The 23,104-nt window shown below is 73.4% G+C and carries 20 protein-coding genes; 10 read left to right on the top strand and 10 right to left on the bottom strand.

The features are described from left to right. Positions 1-5 precede the first annotated feature (5 nt). The 4 genes from ACFPZN_RS26160 to coaA are packed head-to-tail and all read right to left on the bottom strand — an operon-like array spanning position 6 to position 6,746. Positions 6-2,186 (bottom strand): DUF4132 domain-containing protein, encoded by a 2,181-nt coding sequence (locus tag ACFPZN_RS26160; RefSeq protein WP_378284830.1) that lies wholly within the window; start codon positions 2,184-2,186, stop codon positions 6-8. 5 nt (positions 2,187-2,191) lie between these two features. After that, positions 2,192-3,481 carry a hypothetical protein gene (locus ACFPZN_RS26155; protein WP_378284829.1) on the bottom strand — a complete coding sequence of 430 codons (1,290 nt, stop codon included), beginning with the start codon at positions 3,479-3,481 and terminating at the stop codon, positions 2,192-2,194. Positions 3,482-3,486: 5 nt separating this feature from the next. Continuing rightward, on the bottom strand, positions 3,487-5,730 hold the full coding sequence (locus tag ACFPZN_RS26150) for a DUF4132 domain-containing protein (RefSeq protein ID WP_378284827.1): 2,244 nt from the start codon (positions 5,728-5,730) through the stop codon (positions 3,487-3,489). A 56-nt stretch (positions 5,731-5,786) separates the two neighbouring features. After that, positions 5,787-6,746: a type I pantothenate kinase gene (gene coaA / locus ACFPZN_RS26145; protein WP_378284826.1), complete on the bottom strand. Its 960-nt coding sequence runs from the start codon at positions 6,744-6,746 to the stop codon at positions 5,787-5,789. Between the two features lie 125 nt (positions 6,747-6,871). On the opposite strand from coaA, the gene glmS reads away from it, so the two are divergent. Next, positions 6,872-8,719: a glutamine--fructose-6-phosphate transaminase (isomerizing) gene (gene glmS, locus ACFPZN_RS26140; RefSeq protein WP_378284825.1), complete on the top strand. Its 1,848-nt coding sequence runs from the start codon at positions 6,872-6,874 to the stop codon at positions 8,717-8,719. A gap of 93 nt (positions 8,720-8,812) precedes the next feature. On the opposite strand, the gene ACFPZN_RS26135 is transcribed toward glmS, so the two are convergent. The 3 genes from ACFPZN_RS26135 to ACFPZN_RS26125 all read right to left on the bottom strand — a co-directional run bounded on the left by ACFPZN_RS26135 (position 8,813) and on the right by ACFPZN_RS26125 (position 10,590). Beyond that, the gene (locus ACFPZN_RS26135; protein WP_378284824.1) at positions 8,813-9,031 is read right to left on the bottom strand and encodes a DUF397 domain-containing protein; all 219 of its coding nucleotides are present in this window, start codon (positions 9,029-9,031) and stop codon (positions 8,813-8,815) included. Between the two features lie 323 nt (positions 9,032-9,354). Continuing rightward, positions 9,355-9,573, bottom strand: a complete 219-nt coding sequence (locus tag ACFPZN_RS26130; protein WP_378284823.1) for a DUF397 domain-containing protein — start codon at positions 9,571-9,573, stop codon at positions 9,355-9,357. A gap of 15 nt (positions 9,574-9,588) precedes the next feature. Next, positions 9,589-10,590, bottom strand: coding sequence for a helix-turn-helix domain-containing protein (locus tag ACFPZN_RS26125; protein WP_378284822.1), 1,002 nt, complete (start codon positions 10,588-10,590; stop codon positions 9,589-9,591). 112 nt (positions 10,591-10,702) lie between these two features. Between ACFPZN_RS26125 and ACFPZN_RS26120 the strand changes: the two genes are divergently transcribed. The 9 genes from ACFPZN_RS26120 (at position 10,703) to tsaD (ending at position 19,182) form a co-directional block, all read left to right on the top strand. After that, the gene (locus ACFPZN_RS26120) at positions 10,703-11,056 is read left to right on the top strand and encodes a holo-ACP synthase (RefSeq protein ID WP_378284821.1); all 354 of its coding nucleotides are present in this window, start codon (positions 10,703-10,705) and stop codon (positions 11,054-11,056) included. A gap of 55 nt (positions 11,057-11,111) precedes the next feature. Further along, a complete protein-coding gene (locus ACFPZN_RS26115) occupies positions 11,112-12,584 on the top strand; it encodes an NAD(P)H-hydrate dehydratase (RefSeq protein ID WP_378284820.1) in 1,473 nt (490 codons plus the stop codon). A gap of 142 nt (positions 12,585-12,726) precedes the next feature. After that, positions 12,727-13,872: an alanine racemase gene (gene alr, locus ACFPZN_RS26110; RefSeq protein ID WP_378284819.1), complete on the top strand. Its 1,146-nt coding sequence runs from the start codon at positions 12,727-12,729 to the stop codon at positions 13,870-13,872. After that, positions 13,865-15,199 carry an alpha/beta hydrolase gene (locus ACFPZN_RS26105; RefSeq protein WP_378284818.1) on the top strand — a complete coding sequence of 445 codons (1,335 nt, stop codon included), beginning with the start codon at positions 13,865-13,867 and terminating at the stop codon, positions 15,197-15,199. Before alr ends, ACFPZN_RS26105 begins: the two co-directional genes overlap by 8 nt. 75 nt (positions 15,200-15,274) lie before the next feature. Then, a complete protein-coding gene (gene tsaE, locus ACFPZN_RS26100) occupies positions 15,275-15,772 on the top strand; it encodes a tRNA (adenosine(37)-N6)-threonylcarbamoyltransferase complex ATPase subunit type 1 TsaE (RefSeq protein ID WP_378284817.1) in 498 nt (165 codons plus the stop codon). Positions 15,773-15,893: 121 nt separating this feature from the next. Then, on the top strand, positions 15,894-16,952 hold the full coding sequence (locus ACFPZN_RS26095) for a hypothetical protein (RefSeq protein WP_378284816.1): 1,059 nt from the start codon (positions 15,894-15,896) through the stop codon (positions 16,950-16,952). Positions 16,953-17,006: 54 nt separating this feature from the next. Then, positions 17,007-17,678: a tRNA (adenosine(37)-N6)-threonylcarbamoyltransferase complex dimerization subunit type 1 TsaB gene (tsaB, locus tag ACFPZN_RS26090; RefSeq protein WP_378284815.1), complete on the top strand. Its 672-nt coding sequence runs from the start codon at positions 17,007-17,009 to the stop codon at positions 17,676-17,678. After that, positions 17,675-18,160 (top strand): ribosomal protein S18-alanine N-acetyltransferase, encoded by a 486-nt coding sequence (gene rimI / locus ACFPZN_RS26085; RefSeq protein WP_378284814.1) that lies wholly within the window; start codon positions 17,675-17,677, stop codon positions 18,158-18,160. The genes tsaB and rimI overlap by 4 nt, the downstream gene beginning before the upstream one ends. Continuing rightward, positions 18,157-19,182 (top strand): tRNA (adenosine(37)-N6)-threonylcarbamoyltransferase complex transferase subunit TsaD, encoded by a 1,026-nt coding sequence (gene tsaD / locus ACFPZN_RS26080; RefSeq protein ID WP_378284813.1) that lies wholly within the window; start codon positions 18,157-18,159, stop codon positions 19,180-19,182. Before rimI ends, tsaD begins: the two co-directional genes overlap by 4 nt. A gap of 16 nt (positions 19,183-19,198) precedes the next feature. Here tsaD and ACFPZN_RS26075 read toward each other — a convergent pair whose 3' ends face one another. From ACFPZN_RS26075 to ACFPZN_RS26065, 3 genes are all read right to left on the bottom strand, one after another. Beyond that, positions 19,199-20,098 carry a phosphotransferase family protein gene (locus ACFPZN_RS26075; RefSeq protein WP_378284812.1) on the bottom strand — a complete coding sequence of 300 codons (900 nt, stop codon included), beginning with the start codon at positions 20,096-20,098 and terminating at the stop codon, positions 19,199-19,201. Between the two features lie 91 nt (positions 20,099-20,189). Beyond that, positions 20,190-21,299, bottom strand: a complete 1,110-nt coding sequence (locus tag ACFPZN_RS26070; RefSeq protein WP_378284811.1) for a hypothetical protein — start codon at positions 21,297-21,299, stop codon at positions 20,190-20,192. Between the two features lie 443 nt (positions 21,300-21,742). Further along, on the bottom strand, positions 21,743-23,017 hold the full coding sequence (locus ACFPZN_RS26065) for a class I SAM-dependent methyltransferase (RefSeq protein ID WP_378284810.1): 1,275 nt from the start codon (positions 23,015-23,017) through the stop codon (positions 21,743-21,745). Positions 23,018-23,104 lie beyond the last annotated feature (87 nt).

Below are 23,104 nucleotides of genomic sequence, written 5' to 3'. Positions count from 1 at the left end.
TGTTCCTATTTCGTGGTGAGGTCGGCGAGTTCGGTGAGGATCTCGGACGCGGTCGACGGGTTCAGGTCCCCGAACGGGATCGGCTCTCTGACGTAGCCGTTCTCGGCGACCTTCACGTGCTCGACCTGCTCGATCCGCTGGACGGGGGCGGGGGCGGCGTGCTTGGGGATGCCCGGCGCGAACCGGACCTCGACGAGCGCGCCGCGGTCGCCGATCGGGTGAACGAGCAGGCTGCGGTTGTGGTATTCGTCGCGCGCCGTGCGGAGGCTCCAGTCGCCCTGGGCGAGGCGGACAAGGGCGGCGGTGGGCACCTCGGCGCCGTCGAAGCGGGTCAGCAGGCTGGTCGCGCGCTCCTCCTCGCGGAGGCGGACGACGGTCCGTCCGAGCTGGGGGAAGGGCTGGAGGATCTCGTAGTCGGCGAACACCCGCCCCCACGCGCCCACCGCGTCGCCCAGGTGCGCCGGGTGGGGCAGGACGATCCGCGCGCCGGGCGGGGGCGTGAACGCCTTGTCGTCGACGTCGGCGAAGGAGCGGTCCTCGGCGATCCGGAACGCGGTGGCGGTGCCGTCGTGTTCGGCGCTCCACACGAGGCGCCGCGCGAAGTGCCGCAGCAGCGGATGTTCGACGTAGAGGGCGTGGAACTCCTCCAGTGGCCAGTCGCGCCCGCTCATCATCGCCCGGTGCAGCCGCTTGCGCTGCTCGGTGGCGACGGACCGGACGCCCTTCTTCAGGTCGGTGAAGCGCCGGTGGGCCGGGTCCGCGACCGCGGCGTCGTCCTTGGGGCCGGGTTTGGGGAGCGTCTTGCGGTGCTTGCCGGTGCCGTCGATGACGTAGGGCCTGAGCTGCTCGTCGAATCCGACGCGGAAGCCGCGGGGGCCGTAGTCGAGGGTCATGCCGCCCTCGGCGTCAAGCCCGAAGTCCGGGACGAGCCGGTCGACGAGCCGCGCCGCCGTCAGGCCCCGGTCCCGCGCGGCGCGGTGCAGGGCGTACCGCGCCTCCTCCTTGACCTTCTTGCTGGGGTGCGGGTTGTCCGCGATCTGGTGCAGCAGGCGCAGCGCGGTGTCGCCGCCGATCGCCCCGAACACGTCGAGGGCGTTGCGCGCCGCCAGCGAACCGGCCCACCAGTACTCCCAGGCCGCGATGGCCTCCGCGAGCCGCCGGGCGGTCTCGGCGTCGCCGAGGCGGCGCAGCGCGTACTGGACGCCGTCGGGCGCCCACGAATACCGGCTCAGCTCGGCGGTCAGGTAGAGCGCCCAGGCGAACTCCGCGAGCGAGCCGGGGTCGCACACCTCGATGACCTGCTCGACGAACGAGTGCGGCCGGTCGGGGCGGGAGAGGAGCAGCAGCCGGGTGAAGGACCGGGTCGCGTCGGCGGGCAGGGCCGTGTCCCGGCCGCGGAGCAGGATCCGCGGCAGCCGTTCGGGGTCCCGGTCTCCGCTGATCTCCGGGACGGACGCGGGGTAGCGCAGCACCTCCATCGCCCTGGCCGCTTGGGGGCCGTAGGACCCCGCCGCCTGCGGGACGGCGCCGTCGTCGGCGATGATCAGGCGGAGCAGGACCTCCGCGGCGGTGCGCCGCGGGCCTGGCCGCTCGAGCGCGTACGGGACGAGCAGCGCGGCGGCGGCCGCCCCGTGGTCCTTCGCCCAGGCGCGGGCGTCGGCGTTCCCGTTGGACGGTTGGGCGACCATCACCTCGGCCGTCTCCGCGCTGAGGAAGGGCCTGAGGGGGGTGGCCGTGCCGGGGCCTTCCCGGCGGGCCACGTGCAGCGCCAGGGGGTACGCCTTCAGTTCGTGGCGGACGACGACCCCGCCGAGCACCTGGAGGTCGGTGAACTCGTCCCAGTAGCGGCGGTCCTCCAGGAGTTCGTGCGCCGGCTCGTGTGGCCCGTGCAGCAGCAGGCCCGCGTACAGGGGGGCGCGGCCCTTGGGGGTGAGCTCGGTCAGGGCCCGGCCGCTGCGGAAGCGTTCGGCCACGGCCTCCCAGTCGGCGTCCTTGCGGCCGCGCGGGGCCGCTTCCTCCTGGAGGCGTTCGCGCAGGTAGCGGTTCCACGCCACCGTGACCGGGACGGCGGGCGGCTCCAGGCCCTCCAGGACGATCGGCGCCCAGGTCCAGGGCGGGTCGACCAGCAGGGCGGGCAGCGACTCGGCGGGCGCGTCCCGGACGGGGGCTTCGGGGGAATCTGGCATTGCTCCTATTTCGTGGTCGGTCCACGCCGTTCGGTGATCTCCCGCACCGCCTCCAGCGCGCCTGGGGCGATCCGCTGCCGGTCGGCCGCCTCGCGCCCGAGCTCGTCCAGAAGGCGCAGCGCCGTGTCGCTCCCGAGCGCGGTGAACACCCGGAGGACGGACTCCCCGCCGCTGTCCCGGACCAGCCGGGACGACCAGTGGGCGGCGACGGCGGCGAGGCGGGCGGCGGTGCGGTCGTCGCCGAGGCGTTCCAGCGCGTACCGGACGCCGTCGGAGGCCCAGACACGCTTCCGCCCCGCCGGGGGCCGCGCGTCGAACTCCGCCTGGTACAGGCCCCAGGCGAAGTCGGCGAGCGAGGCGGGGTCGCACATCTCGACGACCTCATCGAGGGCCTTCTCGACCCTCGGGCGCGGCCCCTCCGGGCGCAACCAGAACAGCAGCGTGGCCAGATGCCGGACGGACGCGGCGGGCAGGGCGTGCTCACGGTCGCGCAGCAGGACCTGCGGCAGCCCTTCCAGGGGGAAGCGCGGTCCGTGCGGGGCGATGGGGAAGCGCAGGACCTCCACCGCCCGCACCGCCTCGCCGCCGTGGCGCGCCGCCGCCTCGGCGACGACGTCCCAGTCGCGGGCGATCATTCCGCGGACCGCCTGTTGCGCGACCTCGCGCTCGCGACCGGGCTCGCCCAGCGCGTGCGGGAGGGCGTACGGCAGCGCGTCCGTCCCGTGCCTTCTGAACCAGGCGTCGGCGCTCCAGGTGAGGGCCGGGAGCCCCCGGACGCCGTCCGAGTGGACGAGCATCAGCCGGGTCACCTCCGCGTCCAGGAAGGGGGCGAGGGCGAACAGCGTGTCGAGGTCGTCGGGGCGGACGGCGTGCAGCGCCAGTTCGTAGGCCGCCAGCTCGTGCCGGGCGACGATGGCCTGAACGTGCTTGGGGACGAGGCCGTCCCAGTAGCGGCGGTCGTCCAGGGCCTCGGCGGCGAGGTCGTCCGGGCCGTGTACCAGCAGGCGGGCGTAGAGGGCCGAGCGTCCCCTGTCCGTCAGGTCGGCCAGGGGCGAGCCGCCGCGGATCCGCTCCGCCATCGCGTTCCAGTCGTGGCCCTTGCGGGAGGGCGCGGCCGGGGCGTTCTCCAGGAACGACTCCCGGACGCCCTCCGGCCAGGACACGACCGTCGGGCCCGCGGGCGGCGCCACCCCCGGGACCACGATCGGCTCCCAGGTCCAGGGCGGGTCGACGAGGAGGGCGGGCAGGGCCGCGGCGGGCGCGTCCTTGACGCCGGCATCGGAGGAATCCGGCATGGCTCCTATTTCGTGGACAGATCGGTGAGGGTGGCGAGCAGCTCCGAGGCGGTCACGGAATCGAGCTCGCCGAACCTCCGGTCACCCTCCTCTGACCCGAACGCGAACGACCTGGTTCCGATCATGACCCTGCGGAGCGTCTGCTCGGGGAAGACGTCGATCGCGCCGACCGCGATGCCCGGATCCAGATCGATCACGACCCAGCGGCCGCCGGCGACGCGCAGCGAGATCTCGTGCTCGATGCCGTTGTCCTGCGGGGCGCCGCGCTCCCAGCCGTGCCGGGTCAGCCCCAGCACCTTCCCGGTCGGGACGGTCACGCCCTCGAACCGGGCCAGCCGCGAGCTGCCGCGCTCCCCGTCCGCGAGGGCGTGCACGGCGCGGCCGAGCTGCGGGAACGGCTGGGTGATCTCGTAGTCGGCGAACACCTCCGCCCACGCCCCCAGCCGCCCGCCCAGGTGGAGCGGGTGCGCGATGCCGACCTCGGCGGCGTCCGGCAGGGTGAACGCGGCGTCCTCGACGTCGGCGAGCGTGCGGTCCTCGGCGATCCGGAACGCGCGGTCCCCCGCGAGCCAGACGAGCCGGCGGGCGATGTGCCAGATCAGCGGATGCCCGGCGAAGTAGGCCCGGAACTCCTCCGGCGTCCAGCGGCGGCCCGTGACCATCGCCGTCTCCAGCCGCGTGACCTGGTCGGCGGCGATCGTGCGCACGTCCTTCTTCAGCGCGGCGAAGCGCTTGTGGGCGGCGGGGGCGAGCTCGGGGTCGTCCTTGACGCCCGGCTTGGGCAGCGCCTTGCGGAGCTTGCCGGAGTCGTCGGTGACCAGCGGCCTGAGCTGCTCGTCGAAGGCGACCCGGAAGCCGCGCGGGCCGTAGGCCAGGTGCAGGCCGCCCTCGGCGTCCAGCCCGAAGTCGGGGACGAGGCGGTCGGCGAGCTGCTCGCTGGTCAGGCCGCGGGCCTTGGCCACCCCGGCGATCGCCCGCCGCGCGGCCTCCCGCAGGCCCGTGAACTTCACCTTCCGCGCGATGCCGTCCAGGTGGATCAGGGCCGTGTCGGTGCCGATCGCGGTCAGCACCTCCAGCCCCCGCACCGCCTTGGCGTGCCCGGACCGCCCCGGCCACACCCGGATGACGGGGGTGAGCCGCCGCACGGTCTCGTCGTCGCCCAGCCAGGCCAGCTGCGCCAGCACCCAGCCGTTGCGGGACGGCTCGCGCGCCGCCCGCCACGCCTCGAAGACCGCCCACGCGAGCGCGGCCAGCGACCCGGGCTTGCACAGCTCGAACACCTCGGCCAGGCCCTCGTACGGCTCGTCCCCCGAGGACAGCGCCAACAGCGACACCAGGTTGGCGGTGGCGGCGGGCGGCAGGGCGCGCCCGGAGCCGCGCAGCACGGGCCGGGGCAGCGCGGCGACGTCCAGCCACGGCAGCTTCGGCGGCTTGGGCGGGCCCTCGGCGGGCTTCTTTTGGACGTCGGCGACCGGCGCCCCCGCGCTCAGCGCCTCGGCGACGATGTCCGCGGCCTCGTCACCGTGGACGCGGGCCGCCTTCACGACCGCGTCCAAGCCGTGCTCCTCGGCGACCAGAGCCAGGGCGGCGGTGGCCTTGCGGCGCGGCGGGCGCCTCTTGCCGACCGCGTCCGGCACCAGGAACGGGACCGCGTCCAGGCCGTGCTGGCGGAAGTAGGCCTGGGTGAAGTCCTGCGCCGTCTTGAGCCGGAACATCCAGTCGGCCATGAGCAGCGCGACCTCGGCGTCCAGGTAGGGCAGGAGCGCGCTGCCGGCGGCCGGGGCGTCGATCCCGGCGCAGTGCAGCATCGCGTCCCGCGCCTCCAGCTCGTAGCGGGCCACGGTCGGCTTGAGGTAGCGGAAGAACGACGGCGTGACGTACCTGACCCGCCACTCGGCGAGCAGCGGGCGGATCCGGTCCTCGGGCCCGCCGGCGAACATGCTCGCCTCGGTCGGCGGGTACATGGACCTCTGGTCGGCCACGTACTCGTCGATCAGCCGGTCCAAGTCGTTGCTGGACGAGAGGTAGAGCTTCGTCGCCGCCCACTTCTCCCGCTGCCCCGGCGCCCACGAGACCGCCAGGCCGGGCGGCGGCTCCAGGCCGTCCACGACCCGCGCCTCGGGCTCCTTCGGCTTGGCGGGCTTGGGCCGCCGCGCCGCCTGCTCCCACGGCGGGTCGGCCAGAATCCCCGGAATCTCCCCCGGAGCGGCGTTCTCGATCGTCGTGCCGGTCCCCGTGTCGCTGCTCATGTCGCGCAACCGTAGAACAGAGCTCCGACAGAGCAGTGCGGAATCGAAGCAACCGGTCAGATGCGGCGGAGCCGGACCCTCCGGACCTCGTGGTCGCGGCCCTTGTGCAGCACCAGGGTGGCGCGGGCCCGGGTCGGCAGGATGTTCGACACCAGGTTGATCTCGTTGACGTCCCGCCAGACCCGCTGCGCGAACGCCGCCGTCTCGTCCTCGTCCAGCTCGTGCGCGTACCTGTGGAAGTAGGAGCGGGGGTCGGTGAAGCGGGTGCGGCGCAGCGCGAACAGCCGCTCGATGTACCACTGGCGGATGTCCTCCACCCGCGCGTCCACGTAGATCGAGAAGTCGAAGAAGTCCGACACCCCGAGCGTCCCGGGCGGCGGGGCCTGCAGCACGTTCAGGCCCTCCACGATCAGGATGTCCGGGCGCCGCACGGTCTGCGCCGCGCCCGGGACGATGTCGTACTCCAGATGCGAGTAGACCGGGATCGACTGCTCCTCGGCCCCCGCCTTGATCGCCGACACGAACCGCACCAGCGCCCGCCGGTCGTAGGACTCGGGGAACCCCTTCCGGTCCATGATCCCGCGCTCGGTCAGCACCGCGTTCGGGTAGAGGAAGCTGTCGGTGGTGACCAGCTCCACGGTGGGGTGCTCGGGCCAGCGCGCCAGCAGCGTCCGCAGCAGCCGGGACGTGGTCGACTTGCCCACCGCGACGCTGCCCGCCACGCCGATGATGAACGGGGTGGGCGGCACCGGCTCGCCCAGGAACCCGCCCACGGTGTCGCGCAGCCGCCCCTCGCCCAGGAAGAACAGGTTCAGCAGCCGCGACAGCGGCAGGTAGACCTCCTCGACCTCGGTGATGTCGATCGGGTCGCGCAGTCCGCGCAGGGCGTCGAGCTCGCCGGGGGTGAGGGGGAGCGGGGTGCTCTCGCGCAGCGCCCGCCAGGCGTCGCGGGAGAGCTCCACGTAGGGGCTGGGCACGCTCTGAGGACTAGACACGTCGTCCCATCCGCTCGTCATGAGGGAACACGGTAACCAGGGGTCCCTCGCGTACACCGGTGTTTCACCGGGCGTCCACGCTATAGCCACCCCGCTACGCCACTTGCTGGTGGGTCCATGGAAGACGAGCTAATAGGCTTGCCGCCATGTGCGGAATCGTTGGGTACGTCGGCGCCAAGCCGGCACTGGACGTCGTGGTCGATGGGCTGGCGCGGCTGGAGTACCGCGGCTACGACTCGGCCGGGGTTGCCGTCCTGGCCGACGGGAGGCTGGCGACGGCCAAACGCGCGGGCAAGCTGGTGAACCTGCGCAACGCGCTCGCGGACGAACCCCCGCCCGCCGGGACGCTGGGCATGGGGCACACCCGGTGGGCCACGCACGGTGCGCCCAACGACCGCAACGCCCACCCGCACACCGACTGCTCGGGCACCGTCGCGGTGATCCACAACGGGATCATCGAGAACTTCGCCGCGCTGCGGGCCGAGCTGGAGGAGCGCGGGCACAAGCTGAGCTCCGACACCGACACCGAGGCCGTCGCCCACCTGCTGGAGGACGCCCTCAAGACCGCCGAGGGCGGCCTGGCCGAGGCGATGCGCCAGGTCTGCGGGCGCCTCGAAGGGGCGTTCACGCTGGTCGCGGTGCACACCGGCGACCCCGACCTGGTGGTCGGCGCCCGCCGCAACTCGCCGCTGGTCGTCGGCGTCGGCGAGGGGGAGAACTTCCTGGCCAGCGACGTGGCCGCGTTCATCGCCCACACCCGCAAGGCGATCGAGCTGGGCCAGGACCAGGTGGTCGAGCTGCGCGCGGGCGGGGTGACGGTCACCGACTTCGAGGGCCGTCCCGCCGAGGTGAAGGAGTACCACGTCGACTGGGACGTGTCGGCCGCGGAGAAGGGCGGCTACGACTACTTCATGCTCAAGGAGATCGCCGAGCAGCCGCGGGCGGTCGCCGACACCCTCCTCGGCCGGGTCGGCGCCGACGGCCGGCTGACCCTGGACGAGATGCGGATCACCGACCAGGAGCTGCGCGAGGTCGACAAGATCATCATCGTGGCCTGCGGCACCAGCTACCACGCCGGGCTGATCGCCAAGTACGCCATCGAGCACTGGGCCGGGCTGCCCTGCGAGGTGGAGCTGGCCAGCGAGTTCCGCTACCGCGACCCGATCCTGAGCCGCAGCACCCTGGTCATCGCGATCTCCCAGTCCGGCGAGACCATGGACGCGCTGATGGCCGTCCGGCACGCCCGCGAGCAGCACGCCAAGCTGCTGGGGATCTGCAACGTCAACGGGTCCACGCTGCCGCGCGAGTGCGACGGCGTCCTCTACACCCACGCCGGCCCCGAGATCGCGGTCGCCTCCACCAAGGCGTTCCTGACCCAGCTGGTCGCCGTCTACCTGATCGCGCTGTACCTGGCGCAGGTGCGGGGCACCAAGTGGGGCGACGAGGTCTTCGCGATGGTCCAGCTCCTGGCGCAGATGCCGGACAAGGTGGACAAGGTGCTGGAGACCATGGAGCCGGTGCGCGAGCTGGCCCGCTCCCTGGCGGGCGAGCGGTGCGTGCTGTTCCTGGGCCGGCACGTGGGCTTCCCGGTCGCGCTGGAGGGCGCGCTGAAGCTCAAGGAGCTGGCCTACATGCACGCCGAGGGCTTCGCCGCCGGCGAGCTCAAGCACGGCCCGATCGCCCTGATCGAGGAGGGCCTGCCGGTCGTGGTGGTGGTGCCGCCGCGCGCCCGCGCCGTCCTGCACGACAAGATCGTGTCCAACATCCAGGAGATCCGCGCGCGCGGCGCCCGCACCATCGTGATCGCCGAGGAGGGTGATGGGACGGTCGAGCCGTACGCCGACACGCTGATCGCCGTGCCGGCCGTCCCGACCCTGCTGCAGCCCCTGGTGACCACGGTGCCGCTGCAGGTGTTCGCCTGCGAGCTGGCCACCGCCAAGGGCCACGACGTCGACCAGCCCAGAAACCTCGCCAAGTCCGTCACCGTCGAATAGCGTGAGATTCTCAGAATGAGAATCCCGGAATGAGAGTTGCGTCATTCCATGTTTCGCTCGCCGGGGACGGAATCGGGGTGCCGGTTTTCACCCTCATGACGTTTTCACCCTCGTGACGAAGGCCCGCCAGGCGGCGGGGGTGAGGAAAAGGAAGGTGTCGTCGCCGGGCGCGGCGCCGTCCCGGATCACGACCGCCGGTCCGTCCGGGCCGGCGTCCGCGCCCGCCGCCGGGGCCACCTCGACGCAGCCATTGTTGGACTGGCAGCGGAGACTGCGCCGCCAGTGGAACGGGATCGCCCTGTCGGGTCGCATGCGACCTCCTCGATAGGGCCGGCCGGCGGGGCCGGCGCGAGTCGTACCACCGCCATTAAAGGTCACCGGGCGGCTCACTATCACGCCACCGAATAGTGGCGGGATACGGCGGGGTCCGTGGCGGCGAAGCCATGGTGACCCCGGAGGAAGACGAATAGGACAAATCGGCTATAGACCGGACATGGCGCCGGACATGACCCCCGACGGACGCCCGACAGGCCCCGGACAGACTCCGGACAAGACGCCTGACATCCGGACATGACGAGGGGCCCGGCGGTCGGCCGGGCCCCCTCATCGCGGCGTGTCCTCGGAGGTGTGTGTCCTCAGAGCGACTGCTCGAACTCCCCGCGCTTGATCCGGTCGGTGAAAGCGCGCCATTCCCTGGATGAGAACAGCAGGACCGGACTGGCGTCGCCGTGCTTGGCGTCCCGGGCGGCGATGGCCGGTACGGACGCCATGGCGGCGATTTCGACGCAAGTGCCGTTGGCTGCGCAACGGCTGCTCTTGCGCCAGGAGATCGGTTGATTTTCAGCGGAGGCCACGCGACATCCTTTAGTTCAGAGACCGCGGTCTGGTATTTTTTCCTGCCATGCGTGGAGAATCTCCGCGATGAAGCTCCGGGATTCGGCGGGATCCAGCGCGGCCTCGGCCAATGTCGCATGCGCGAGCCGGTAGAGGTGCGTGGTCACCTCGTCCTCGAAATGGCTCACCGCGAGACTCTCGGTGTGCACGATATCGGGGAACGTGACGTCATGGAAATCGGCGAACTCAAGGAGCGTGAAAGAGCCTTCCATGAGTGGGTGTGGTGCGTTTAGTGGGAATATCTGAAGTCGTACATTGGGCAGTTCCATGAGCGTGCTGAGATGACTGATCTGATGTGCCATGACGGACTCGTCCCCGACCAGTCGCCACAGAACCGACTCGTCGACGACGATCCACAATTCAGCCGGACCCGGCTCGCGCCGCAGGATCCCCTGGCGCCGCATGCGGACCTCGACCCGCCGGTCGATCTCGCGCGGCGGCGTGGCGGCGATCGTGTTCCACCCCGACACCACCTCGCGGGCGTACGCCTCGGTCTGCAGCAGCCCGGGGACGGTGTGCGTCTCCCACTGCCGGATCAGGCTCGCCTCCGCCTCCATGGCGATGTAGTCGGGATAGCCGCCGATCAGGTCGCGGTACTCCTCCCACCAGCCGCGTTCGGCGGCGTCGCGGGCCAGGGCGACGATCTCCTCGCGGCGGGGGCCGCCGATCTCGTACAGGTCCAGCAGGAGCCGGACGTCGGCGATCTTGGCTCCGGTGCGGGCGTTCTCGATCCGGCTCACCTTGGCGGTCGACCACCTGAGCCGGTCGGCCACGTCGTCGCCGGTCAGGCCGTATTGCTCGCGCATCCGGCGCAGTTCGGCGGCGAGCCGGCGCTGGCGGACGGAAGGTCTCGGGGATGCGCTCATGGCGGCGGCCTCTCCTGCCCGGCTGAGGTGGGCGACGGCACGGTCGTCGGATGGGGGGCGGGGATCACCCGTCCAGGTGAAACCGTAACTTGCACGCGAAGCCGTGCGCACTCGACTTCCGATCAAAGACCGGACTCTTCGGCACACCGTTCCACCAGGTCACTCGGGTGGGCCGTTCCAAGGCGCCCCGGGGGCGCCGGCGGCGCCGTGGGAACCTGGACGGGTGATCGTGGGAGTGGGGATCGACGTGGTGGACATCGCCCGTTTCGAGCGTTCCCTGGAGCGCACTCCGGGGCTGCGGGAACGGCTGTTCACCGAGGTGGAGCGGGACATGGCGGGACGCTCGCTGGCGGCCCGGTTCGCCGCCAAGGAGGCGCTGGCCAAGGCGCTGGGCGCGCCCGCCGGGCTGCGCTGGACCGACGCGGAGGTCGCGCGGGCCGAGGACGGGCGGCCCGACCTGCGGGTGTCCGGGACGGTCGCCGCCGCGGCCGCCTCCCGCGGCGTGTCCCGCTGGCACGTCTCGCTCAGCCATGACGGCGGCATCGCCACCGCGGTCGTGATCGCCGAGTCGGAATGAGCCCGCGTGACCCGGGCAGGCTCCGGGCCGGGGACCGAGCAGGGGATGGGTGCGGATGAGGTACGCGCACGAGGTCGGGAAGGTGCGGGCGGCGGAGCGGGCGCTGATGGCGCGGCTGCCGGAGGGGGCGCTGATGCAGCGGGCGGCGGCCGGGCTCGCCGCCGTCTGCGCCCGGCTGCTCGTCCGGGTCTACGGGGCGGAGGTCGTCCTGCTGGCGGGGGGCGGCGACAACGGCGGCGACGCCCTGTACGCCGGGGCCCGGCTGGCGCGGCGCGGCGCCCGCGTCACGGCCGTCCAGGCCGGGTCCAGGCTCCACGAGGGCGGGGTCGGCGCGCTGCGGGCCGCGGGCGGGCGGGTGACCGGGCCCGAGGCGGCCCCCGCGCTCACCGGAGCCGCCGACCTGATCATCGACGGGCTCACCGGGATCGGCGGCACGGGCGGGCTGCGCGAACCGCACGCCACGCTGGCCGCCCTCGCCTCGGCCTCGCCCGGTGTGGTGGTGGCCTGCGACGTGCCCAGCGGGGTGGACGCGAGTTCGGGACGGGTCGAGGGCGCCGCCGTCCGTGCGGACGTGACCGTCACCTTCGGCACCCACAAGCCCGGCCTGCTGATCGACCCGGGCGCGGCGCACTGCGGCGTGGTCGAGCTGGTCGACATCGGGCTCGGCCCCGACCTGCCCGACCCCGACGTGGTCGCGGCCTGGCCCGAGGACGTCCGGCCGCCCGAGCCCGGCCCCGAGTCCGACAAGTACCGGCGCGGCGTCGTGGGGATCCTCGCGGGCGGCGAGGAGTTCACCGGCGCCGCCGTGCTGTGCGCGGGCGGGGCCGTGCACGGGGGAGCGGGCATGGTGCGGTTCGCGTCCGCGCGGCACCCGGTGGAGCTGGTACGGCAGCGCTGGCCCGAGGCCGTCACCACCGTCATCGAGCCGAAGGCGGAGGAGCTGGAGCGGGTCGGGCGCGTCCAGGCGTGGGTGGTCGGCCCCGGGCTCGGGACGGGGGAGGAGGCCGAGGCGCTGGTCGAGGCGGTCCTCGGCACCGACCTCCCGGTCCTGGTGGACGCCGACGGGCTCACCGTCCTGGCCCGCCGCCGCGACCTGCTGCGCCGCCCCGCGCCCACGCTGCTGACGCCGCACGCGGGCGAGCTGGCCCGGCTGATCGGCGCGGACCGGGAGGAGATCGAGGCCGCGCGGCTGGAGCACGTCCAGAGGGCGGCGGCCGAGCTCCCGGCGACCGTGCTGCTGAAGGGCTCGACCACCCTGATCGCGGAGGAGGGCCGGCCGGTGCGGGTCAACCCGACGGGCACGCCGCGGCTGGCCACGGCCGGGACCGGGGACGTGCTGTCCGGGCTGGCCGGGGCGCTGCTGGCCGGGGGCATGCCCGCGCTGGACGCCGCCGCGGCCGGGGCGTACCTGCACGGGCTGGCCGCACGGATCGCCTCGGCGGGCCCGGAGGAGGCGGACGGCATGGCCCCGATCAGCGCGTACGACGTGATCACGGCGCTGCCCGCCGCCTTCCGCGCCCTCGGGTAGTCCTCGGCGTCCGAACGGGTAAAAGAACGTCAAGAGCTGATCGAGGGGGAGGGGCAGGCCGTCCAGGGGGGACGCGGCGGACCTGTGTGAGCAGGCACGTTCACGGTTCGTCCACGCCCAGGGGGCGGCACACTGGGTAACCATGAGGAGTCCAGCGGAGGCACGCGTCGATCTCGACGCCATCAGCGCCAACATCGCCCTGCTGCGCGAGCGCGCGGGCGGCGCCGAGGTCATGGCCATGGTCAAGGCCGAGGCCTACGGCCACGGGCTGGTGCCCGCGGCCCGGGCCGCGCTGGCCGGCGGTGCCACCTGGCTGGGCGTCGCCAAGGTGGCCGAGGCGCTGGCGCTGCGCGCGGCCGGGGTGACCGGCGTGCCGGTGCTGGCCTGCGTCGGCGTCCCGGGCGAGCCGTACGACCGGGCGATCGCGGAGGGCGTCGACCTGACCGCCGGCGCCCCCTGGCTGGTCGAGGAGATCGCCGCCGCCGCGGAACGGGCCGGGCGTCCCGCGCGGGTGCACCTCAAGGCCGACACGGGCATGTCCCGGGGCGGCGCGTGGGGCGCCGAGTGGCCTCCGCTGGTGGATGCGGCGCTGGCCGCCGAGGCCGCCGGCACGATGAGCGTGGTCGGCCTGATGTCGCACTTCGCCTGCGCCGACGAGCCCGGTCACCCGTCGGTCGCCCGCCAGCTCGCGGTGTTCAGGGAGATGGTGGAGCACGCCGAGAAGGCCGGGGTCAGGCCCGAGGTGCGGCACCTGTCCAACTCCGCCGCCGCGCTGACGCTGCCCGACGCCCGGTTCGACCTCGTCCGGCCCGGCATCGCCACCTACGGGCTGACGCCCGTGCCGCAGCGGGGGACGTTCGGGCTGCGCCCGGCGATGACCCTCGTTGCCGACACCGCGCTGGTCAAGCGGGTCCCGGGCGGCAGCGGCGTGTCGTACGGGCACACCTACATCACCGAGCGGGAGACCAACCTGGCCGTCGTGCCCGCCGGATACGGCGACGGCATCCCCCGGCACGGCTCCAGCCTGCTGGAGGTGCTGGCCGGCGGGCGGCGGCGCCGGATCGCCGGGCGGGTCTGCATGGACCAGTTCGTGATCGATCTCGGGGACGACGAGCTGGCCGCCGGGGACGAGATCGTCCTGTTCGGGCCGGGTGACCGCGGCGAGCCCACCGCCCAGGAGTGGGCGGACGCGCTGGGCACCATCTCGTATGAGATCGTCACCCGCATCGGGTCGAGGGTCCCCCGGGTCTACACGGGGCAGACCGCCGGAGGGAGCGTGCATGGGTAGCGGTCGCGGGCGCAGGATCGGGATCGCCGGAGCGGTCGCGGGCGTCGGCGCCGCCGGCGTCGGCGCCGCGGTGGGGCTGCGCCGGCTGGCGGTGGGACGGGTCCGGCTGCGGCCCGACCCCGACGCCGACGAGCCGTTCGGCGAGCTGCGCGGCCGGCGGCTGACCGTGCATGCCGACGACGGCGTGCCGCTGCACGTGGAGGTCGACGGCCCCGACGACGCGCCGCTGACCATCGTGTTCAGCCACGGCTACACGCTCAACCAGGACGCCTGGCACTTCCAGCGCCGTGACCTGCCCCGGCTGCGGCCCGGCGACGCGCGGCCGCGGCTGGTGTTCTGGGACCAGCGCAGCCACGGGCGGTCCGGGCGCGGCAAGCCGACGGACGCCACGATCGACCAGACCGGCCAGGACCTGTACGCGGTGCTGCAGGCCACCGTCCAGCCGGGCGCCCCGGTCGTCCTGGTCGGCCATTCGATGGGCGGCATGTCGGTCATGGCGCTGGCCGACCGGCATCCGGAGCTGTTCGACGGCGGCGCCGCCGGGGCCGCCGTGACGGAGAAGGTCGCCGAACGCACCACCGGCAAGGGCGTCGGCAAGGTCGGCGACGCGTCCGGGAAGGGCGCCAAGGTCAAGGCCGCCGGCAAGGCGGCGGGCAAGGCCGCCTCGAAGCGGGCCAAGTCCGCGGCGACCGGCGGGAAGGCCCGCGTCAGCGCCAAGACGGAGCCGGCCGGGAAGACGGCCCCGGCGCCCCGCGCGGCCGCCGGAGGCGGACCCCGCGTGGTCGCGGTCGCGCTGGTCAACACCTCCTGCGGCGACCTCGCCGAGATGACGCTGGGCCTGCCCATGGTCCTGGCCAAGGTGGTGCGGCCGCTGGCGCCCGGTACGCTGCGTGGTCTGGGCCGCCGGGCCGACCTGGTGGAGCGGGCCCGCGCCCTCGGCGCCGACCTGGCGTTCATCGTCACCCGGCACATGGCCTTCGCCGACCGGTACGTGAGCCCCACCGTGGTCGACTTCCTGGAGCAGATGATCAGGGCGACCCCGATCGACGTGATCGCCGAGTTCTACCCGGAGCTGATCGCGCACGACAAGGCGGCGGCCCTGGAGGTCATCGGGCGGGTGCCGGTGCTGGTGCTGTCCGGCGGCGAGGACCGGCTGACCCCGGCCGAGCACGGCCGCAGCATCGCCGACGCGCTGCCCGACGCCGAGTACGTCGAGGTGGGCGAGGCCGGGCACGTCCTGCCGCTGGAGTACCCGGGCGTGGTGACCGGCGGCGTGCGCCGGCTGATCGACCGGATCCGGCCCGAGCGCCTGGAGCGCACGGCCTGACCGGCGCGTCCGACGTGGCCTGAGAGAGCGTGCGAGAACGTTGTGACCGCTGTGACGGGAGGAAACGAACCGGAGATGGGCGTGGAGATGAACGAGGAGGCCGTCCTGGAGGTCGGCCTGGACGTCCCCACCGCGGCGGACATGCGGGCGCTGGGGCTGCGGCTGGGCGGGCTGCTGAGGGCCGGCGACCTGCTGGTCCTCACCGGCGACCTGGGCGCGGGCAAGACCACGCTGACGCAGGGGATCGGCGAGGGGCTGCGGGTGCGCGGGCCGATCACCTCGCCCACCTTCGTCATCGCCCGGGTGCACCCCGCGCTGGCCGGCGGGCCCGCGCTGGTGCACGTGGACGCCTACCGGCTGGGCGGTTTCGCGGAACTGGACGACCTCGATCTGGACGCCTCCGCGGAGGACTCCGTGACGATCGTGGAATGGGGCGAGGGCCTCGCCGAGGGCCTTGCCGACGCCCGGCTGGAAGTGATCATTTCCCGCTCCGAGGGCCCTTCGGAGGCCCGGACGGTAAAGATCATCGGGATCGGCGGGCGCTGGGCGGGGCTGGCCACCGCACTGAAGTGATAGAAGGACCCTCTCGTTTTTGGACCTTCAGGAAGAGACCACTTTACGTAGAGATGTCATACTCTTTGCCGGAAAGAACCTCACCTTCGCGACATATCAGCTTTCCCTCGGGAGGGTTCCGGTGAGCGGTGACCATCGCGGCGGAAGCCGGCGCGCCGACGGCCATGGCGGTACGGAGAGCAGCGGTTACCGTACGGAGGGCGGCGGTTACGGATACGGCCCCTCCGGCAGCGGAGAGTACGACCCGCGCAGCGGCGAATACCGCACCGTCAGCGGCGGCTACACCATCCCCGGCAGCGAGTACGGCGTCCCCGCGACCGACCGGGACAGCGGCGCGTACGGAACGGGCGGCCACGGCACGGCGGGCAGCGGCCCCTACGGCACCCGCAGCGGCGAATACGGCACCCGCAGCGGCGAGTACCGGCGCGGCGGGCAGCACGCGCCGGGCCGCCGATCGTCCGGCACCGGCAGCCACCGCATCGTCCGCGAGCGCAAGACCGGGCGCCGCCGCCTCGGGATGATCCTCGTCGGCATGGTCGCCGGCGTCGGCGCCTGCGTGCTGGCCGCGTTCGCCATCCTCAGCGGGGTCGGCGCCGGCGAGGAACGGGACGCCGGCCAGGTCGTCGGCAGCGGCGCCGCCGAGAGCTCCGCGCCGTCCAAGGGCGAGCGGTCCCTCGTCCCCGACGCCTGCGAACTGCTCACCAAGGACGTCGCCGACAGGCTCGCCCCCAACGCCGACCGCACCCAGGCCGACAGCTACCAGAGCAGCGACCGGCAGAACCAGTGCGTCTGGGGCGCCTACACCGGCGACCGCAAGCGGCAGCTGACCGTCGAGCTCCGCGCCCTCGAAGGCGCCCAGGGCAAGACCCCCACCGACACCGCCGCCGGCACCTTCCAGACCGAGCGCAAGGCCGACGAATCCGGCAAGGCCCTGCTGGCCGGGCAGGAACTGACCGACAAGGCCCCGCTCGAAGGCGTCGGCAACGAGGGCTACGTCGTCTACAGCGTCGACGAGGGCCAGGGCTCCGGCGAGGCCATCGCCAACGCCCGCGTGGCGAACGTCCTGGTGACGATTCACTACTCCGGCGGCAACGACGGCAAGCCCCTCGGCTCCTCCGACGCCATGAACGGCGCCACCGAAGCGGCCAAGAGCGTGGTCGAAGCCCTCAACGCGACCTGACGCGCCCCGCCCGGCGGGTGCTGTCCGGCCTCGCACGCAGTAACCTTTTCACCCGTGCTGGTCTTGGCTTTTGACACCGCGACGGCCGCGATCACCGTGGCGCTCTACGAGTGGTCCCCGGGCGAGGGCGTGCGCCGCCGCGGCTCGGCGGACAACGTCGACCGGCGCAGGCACACCGAGCTGCTCACCCCCTCCATCGCCGAGGTCATGGCCGAGGCGGGCGCCGCCCCCGCCGATCTCAGCGCCATCGCCGTGGGCGTCGGGCCCGGCCCCTACACCGGGCTGCGCGTCGGCCTCGTCACCGCCCGCGCCATGGGCGAATCCCTCCGCGTCCCCGTCCACGGCGTCTGCACCCTCGACATCATCGCCTGGGAGTCGGGACGCACCGCCCCGTTCGCCGTCGCCACCGACGCCCGCCGCAAAGAGGTCTACTGGGCCCGGTACGACTCCGCCCGCGCCCGCACCAACGGCCCCGCCGTCGGCCCGCCCGCCGACGTGCCCGCCGACATCCCCGTCCTCGGCGAGGGCGCCACGCTCTACCCCGACGCCCTGGCCCGCGGCCACGAACCCGAACCGCTCCTGCCCTCCGCCGGGGCCCTCGCCGAACTGGTCGTCTCCCGCCTCTCCGGCGCCGCCGGCCCCGAACTCCTGCCGCCCGAGCCCCTCTACCTGCGCCGTCCCGACGCCCGCGAACCCGGCCCGCGCAAGAAGGTGACGCCCCGATGAGCGCGCACCTCCGGCGGATGACCGAAGACGACCTGCCCGCCGTCGTCCTGCTGGAACGGGCCCTGTTCCCCGACGACGCCTGGACCGAGGAGATGCTCCGCGGCGAGCTCTCCGACCAGCCCCGCACCCGCCACTACGTGGTCGCCGAGGACCCCGGCGGCGCCCTCGTCGGCTACGCCGGCCTCGCCGCCGCCGGAGGGCAGGCCGACGTGCAGACCATCGGCGTCCTGCCCGGCCGGCGCGGCACCGGCCTCGGCGCCGCCCTCCTCACCGAGCTGCTCGACGAGGCCGGGCGGCGCGGCAGCGAGGAGGTCTTCCTCGAGGTCCGCGCCGACAACGACCCCGCCCGCCGCCTCTACGAACGCTTCGGCTTCGAACGCGTGGGCATCCGCAAGAGCTACTACCAGCCGTCCGGCGCCGACGCCATCGTCATGCGCCGCAGGCAGCGCCCGCCGGTCGGCTTCACGGGGGAGCAACGATGATCAGAGACTCCGAACCCCTGGTCCTGGGGATCGAGACCTCCTGCGACGAGACCGGCGTCGGCGTCGTCCGCGGCCACACCCTGCTCGCCGACGCCATCGCCTCCAGCGTCGAGGAGCACGCCCGGTTCGGCGGCGTCGTCCCCGAGGTGGCCTCCCGCGCCCACCTCGAGGCCATGACCCCCACCGTGGAACGCGCCCTCGCCGACGCGGGAGCCACCTTCCAGGACGTCGACGCCTTCGCCGTCACCGCAGGCCCCGGCCTCCCCGGCGCCCTCATGGTCGGCGTCGCCGCCGCCAAGGCCTACGCCCTCTCCCTGGGCAAACCCCTGTACGGCGTCAACCACCTCGCCGCCCACGTCGCCGTCGACCAGCTCGAACACGGCCCCCTGCCCAAGCCGTGCGTCGCCATGCTCGTCTCCGGCGGCCACTCCTCGCTCCTGCTCGTCCCCGACATCACCGGCGACGTCCGGTCCCTCGGCTCCACCGTCGACGACGCCGCGGGCGAGGCCTTCGACAAGGTCGCCCGCGTCCTCGACCTCGGCTTCCCCGGCGGCCCCGTCATCGACCGCAGGGCCCGCGAGGGCGACCCCGCCGCCATCCCCTTCCCCCGCGGCAAGTACGACGACGGCACCTACGACTTCTCCTTCTCCGGCCTCAAGACCGCCGTCGCACGCTGGGTCGAGGCCAAGGAACGCGCCGGGGAACCCGTCCCCGTCGCCGACGTCGCCGCCTCCTTCCAGGAGGCCGTGGTCGACGTCCTCACCCACAAGGCCATCAAGGTCTGCCACGAGAACGACGTCAAGGACCTGCTCATCGGCGGCGGCGTCGCCGCCAACTCCCGCCTCCGCGCCCTCGCCCAGGAACGCTGCGACGACGCCGGCATACGCCTCCGCGTCCCCCGCCCCAAACTCTGCACCGACAACGGCGCCATGGTCGCCGCCCTGGGCTCCGAACTCCTCGCCTCAGGCCGCCCACCCTCAGAACTCGACCTACCAGCCGACTCCTCGCTGCCCCTGGTCTGACCCCCCGCACGATGGATCAGACCAGGCTGGCGAGGTAGTCCTCCAGGAGGGGGACGGTGGGTTCGTCGATGGTGTGGTCGTCGGTTTCCGGGAGCAGGTCGAGGAGGCAGCGGATGTCCCAGTACGGGTCGTGCGGGTAGCCGCCGGAGACCTGGTCGAAGGCCGCGGTGAAGCGTTCCGCGGCCAGGGGGCCGTAGCGGAGGGCGAGGTTGAGGCGCATGTGGGCGATGTCTACGGCGGCGGGGCCGTAGGAGGCTTCGGACCAGTCGACCACCCCGGTCAGCTTGCCGTACGACCACAGGGTGTTGTCGGGGTGGTAGTCGCGGTGGATGAAGCGGGACGGGGTCTCGGGCGGTGGACCCGCGGCGATCTCGTGGGCGCGTTCCCAGAGGGCGGGGCGCAGGGCGTGGCGCGGGGCGGCGCGGTGATCGAGGCGGTTGTGCGGCACGTACGGCGGCATCGTGGACGCGCCGGCGAGGGCGTGCACGGTGAGCAGCGCGGCGGCCAGCTGGATGAGGTATTCGGGCAGGTCGTCGGGTGAGGGCCGGGGCGGGTGGCCGTCCAGGCGGGTGATCAGGAGCGCGGGGGCGTCGCAGTAGGCGCCGGCCGGGTCGGCGGCGACCAGGGACGGGGTCGGCAGCCGGCAGCCCGCCAGCAGGGCCAGGGCGGCGATCTCGCGTTCGGGTGACCGGTCGGCGGTGCCGGGGCCGTACGCCCAGCGGCGCAGGACGAGGCGGTGCGCGCGGCCCGAGCGGCTCTCCACGAGCAGGGCGTGGTTGGCGTGCGCGGAGCCGCCGGCGAGCGGACGCACCATGCGCACCACGGCGCCCTCGCCGAGACAGCCCTCCACCCAGCGCAGGGTCGCGCGGCTGGGCTGGGCGCCGGTCCGGAGGCAGGGTGCCGATGTGTACGTCACGCGTTCCATGAAAACGGATGGCGATCGGTATTGGGAGTGATTTTACGAAGACGGAACGTAACAAAGTGCACGTCACAATGTGCGTGGCGGGTCAGTCCTTGGGGTCGCGGCGGGGGCGGAGCAGGGCCTCGGCGAGGGCGAGCATCGTCTCCTCCAGGGTGGAGAGGCGTTTGAGGACGTCCTCGTGGACCGCTTCGACCTTCTCGCTGACGCCGTCGACCTTCCGGGAGAACTCGTCCTGGACGCCGCCGACCCGGCGGGAGACGAGGTCGGCCTGCGCGGTGACCTCCTCGCGGACGGTCTCGAACCGGCCGGCGACGTCGTCGTGGGCGGTCTTGGCGATCCGCGACAGGGCGGCCTCGACCTCGTGGCGGTCGGGGCGGGCCCGCAGCTCGTCCCTCAGCGGGTCGACGGCGTCGGCCAGGTGCTTCTCCAGCGCGTCGAACCGGTGGCCCTGGTCGAAGGCCGGGCGCCGGACGAGCTCGGTGACGCGGTCGTCGATGGCCTCCAGGCGGCCGTCCAGGCCGGTCAGCTTGCCGGAGAGGCCCTCCATCCGGCCGTCGAGGCCGTCGAGGCGGCCGCCGACGCCCTCGACGCGGCCGTTGACGGCCTCCAGGGCCTGCTCGACGCGTTCGGCCAGATCGCCCAGCGACCGGTCGACCCGGGTGCCGACGCCGCTGATCGAGTGCTCCAGCCGCTCGGCCCGGTGGCCCATCTCGGCGAGCGACTTGTCGAGGCGGTTGAAGCGGACCGAGGCCGCCTCCATGCTGCCCTGGAGGCGGTCCAGCCGCTTGGACATCTCCTCCATGCGCTGCGCGGCCCGCTGGGTGGCGTCGGTGACGTCCCGCGCCGTGTCGATGATGGCCTGGATGCGGGTGAGTCCCTCGTCGACGTTCTCCGAGACCATTCCGACGTCGGCCCACAGCGCGGGGAGCTCGGCGACGGGCTTGACGCGTTCGCCGACCGACTCGATGTGCTCGGCGAGGCCCTCGGCCCACTCGGGGGGCTTGCCGAACAGGTCCACCACCTGGCCGCGCACCCCTTCGAGCTGCCCGGTGATGCCGCCGAGCCCGCCCTCGCGCACCTCGCGGAGGAGCCACTCCATGCCCTCCAGGCGCCGGCGTATCTCGTCGAGGACCTGTCCTTGCGAGCGCTGCTCGTAGACGTGGTCCTGTGCCGCCCGGGCGAGCAATTCCCTCATCCGATCCGAAACCGGCTGACCCCCCGTCCGCAGGAAGTGGTGATTCGTTTCCACCCGATGCCCCTTCGTGTGCCGTGACGCGGTGCGCGGGAATGAATCGTGAAGCGCCAACTGTAGTGCGTTCGGAGGGTGCTCCTAGCGGGGGACGGGGAACATTGCGGGGTCTGTTTCGTGCACTTGTTATCCGGGTTCGGACCATTGTTTCCATCGCGACATCGCCCGGTTTTCCGGGAGAACCAGGAGAACCGGATGAACGAGGCGGTGATCGGCGCGTCCTCGGTGCTGCCAGGGATGGCGGCCCGCCAATTCGATCTCTCATTCGGCGCACGCGGTCCGACGGCGCAATACCCGGAAGTGCTGAGGATGTGCCCGATTGTGGCATCGGGCGCGGCCGGTCATGGCGTTCTTCCCCGGACGAAGATCTTCGGTGCGGAATGGCGCTTTCAGCGCGCCGGACTGGCCAGCAGCGCGACCGGATCGCGTCCCACCCGGGTCAGCAGCAGGACGAGTTCGCCGCCCGTCCGGCGCGCGCCGGAGCGGCCGCCGAAGCCCAGGTCGCGGCGGAGCCGGTCGATGTCGACGGCCGAGCCGCGCTTCTTGATCGTGAGCGTTCCGGGGGCGCGCCGCCGCAGCTCGGCGCGCAGCCGCTTCACCGAGAACGGCAGCACGTCCTCGATCTCGTACGCGGCGGCCAGCGGGGTGGGCGCCAGGGTGTCGGAGGTGACGTAGGCGATCCGGGGGTCGGCCAGCCAGCCGCCGACCCGCGCGGCGGCCTCGGCGACCAGGTGGGCGCGGATGACGGCGCCGTCCGGCTCGTACAGGAACCGGCCCCAGGGGCGGACCTCCGGCTCGCCCAGCCCGGGCTCGGGCGTGAGCGTGACGGCCGGGGCGCCGGGGGTGAGCAGGGTGGCGCGGCGGCGGACGTCCCCGGCCAGGCCGCCCAGCCACAGCGCGGCCTCCTTGACCTCGCCGCCCTCGGAGATCCATTCGGCCTCGACCGGCGCCCCGGTGAGGGGGGCGCCGTCGCCGCCGTCCCACAGGGCCTCGTAGGGGATGCCCGGCGCGACCTTGACGCAGGCGGCCGGGGCCCGGGACGCCAGGGCGAGGACGTCGTCCAGGGGCGGCTCGTAGGAGCGGGGGTCGAAGACGCGGCCCCGGGCGGTGCGGCGGCCCGGGTCGGCGAAGACGGCCGCGCGGCCGGCGGGGTCGGCGTCGAGGGCGTCGCCCAGCCGGACGGAGGCCAGGTCGTCCAGTTCGAGGGCGGCCAGGTTGGCACGGGCGACCTCGGCGGTGAGCGGGTCCCGTTCGACGCCTTCGCCCGTGCAGCCGGCGCGGGCCCGGGCGATCAGGTCGGCGCCGATGCCGCAGCCCAGGTCGAGGACTCCGGCGGAGGCCGGCGGGTGAACATCCGGAGAATCTTCGTGCAGGTACGCGGCGAAGCGGCGGGCGCGGTGGGCGGCGACGCCCGCCCGGGTGGACTGCTCCAGCCCCGCCTGCGTGAAGTACATGGCGTCGGCGTCCGCGCCGAACTTGGCGCGGGCGCGGACCCGCAGCCGCGCCTGGGTCAGCGCCGCGGCCACCGGGCCGCCGGGATGCTCCTCGCGCAGCCGGGTGGCGGTGGTCAGCAGGCCGCTCTCGGACAGGTCCGACCCGGCCGCCGCCGCGAGCACGGCCTGGCCCGCCGGGGTGAGCAGGTCGCGGAACGCCTGGAGGTCCATAGGCTGGACGTTAGCGGCGGGCCGCGCGGCCGTGTCCGTGTTGACGGGCCACCGGCCACGGAATAGTCTCCATGACTGGCACTCTCA

It is taken from the genome of Actinomadura rugatobispora (assembly GCF_042656285.1).
Lineage (GTDB): Bacteria > Actinomycetota > Actinomycetes > Streptosporangiales > Streptosporangiaceae > Spirillospora > Spirillospora rugatobispora.
The sequence above is the reverse complement of the archived record's forward strand: the minus strand, read 5'-3'. Positions and strand labels throughout refer to the sequence as shown.

Bases quoted from the DNA above. Each gene is read 5' to 3' on its own strand.
- ACFPZN_RS26160 (WP_378284830.1), bottom strand. From the start codon at position 2,186: ATGCCAGATTCCCCCGAAGCCCCCGTCCGGGACGCGCCCGCCGAGTCG.
- ACFPZN_RS26155 (WP_378284829.1), bottom strand. From the start codon at position 3,481: ATGCCGGATTCCTCCGATGCCGGCGTCAAGGACGCGCCCGCCGCGGCC.
- ACFPZN_RS26150 (WP_378284827.1), bottom strand. From the start codon at position 5,730: ATGAGCAGCGACACGGGGACCGGCACGACGATCGAGAACGCCGCTCCG.
- coaA (WP_378284826.1), bottom strand. From the start codon at position 6,746: ATGACGAGCGGATGGGACGACGTGTCTAGTCCTCAGAGCGTGCCCAGC.
- glmS (WP_378284825.1), top strand. From the start codon at position 6,872: ATGTGCGGAATCGTTGGGTACGTCGGCGCCAAGCCGGCACTGGACGTC.
- ACFPZN_RS26135 (WP_378284824.1), bottom strand. From the start codon at position 9,031: ATGCGACCCGACAGGGCGATCCCGTTCCACTGGCGGCGCAGTCTCCGC.
- ACFPZN_RS26115 (WP_378284820.1), top strand. From the start codon at position 11,112: ATGAGGTACGCGCACGAGGTCGGGAAGGTGCGGGCGGCGGAGCGGGCG.
- alr (WP_378284819.1), top strand. From the start codon at position 12,727: ATGAGGAGTCCAGCGGAGGCACGCGTCGATCTCGACGCCATCAGCGCC.
- ACFPZN_RS26105 (WP_378284818.1), top strand. From the start codon at position 13,865: ATGGGTAGCGGTCGCGGGCGCAGGATCGGGATCGCCGGAGCGGTCGCG.
- tsaE (WP_378284817.1), top strand. From the start codon at position 15,275: ATGGGCGTGGAGATGAACGAGGAGGCCGTCCTGGAGGTCGGCCTGGAC.
- rimI (WP_378284814.1), top strand. From the start codon at position 17,675: ATGAGCGCGCACCTCCGGCGGATGACCGAAGACGACCTGCCCGCCGTC.
- tsaD (WP_378284813.1), top strand. From the start codon at position 18,157: ATGATCAGAGACTCCGAACCCCTGGTCCTGGGGATCGAGACCTCCTGC.
- ACFPZN_RS26070 (WP_378284811.1), bottom strand. From the start codon at position 21,299: ATGAGGGAATTGCTCGCCCGGGCGGCACAGGACCACGTCTACGAGCAG.
- ACFPZN_RS26065 (WP_378284810.1), bottom strand. From the start codon at position 23,017: ATGGACCTCCAGGCGTTCCGCGACCTGCTCACCCCGGCGGGCCAGGCC.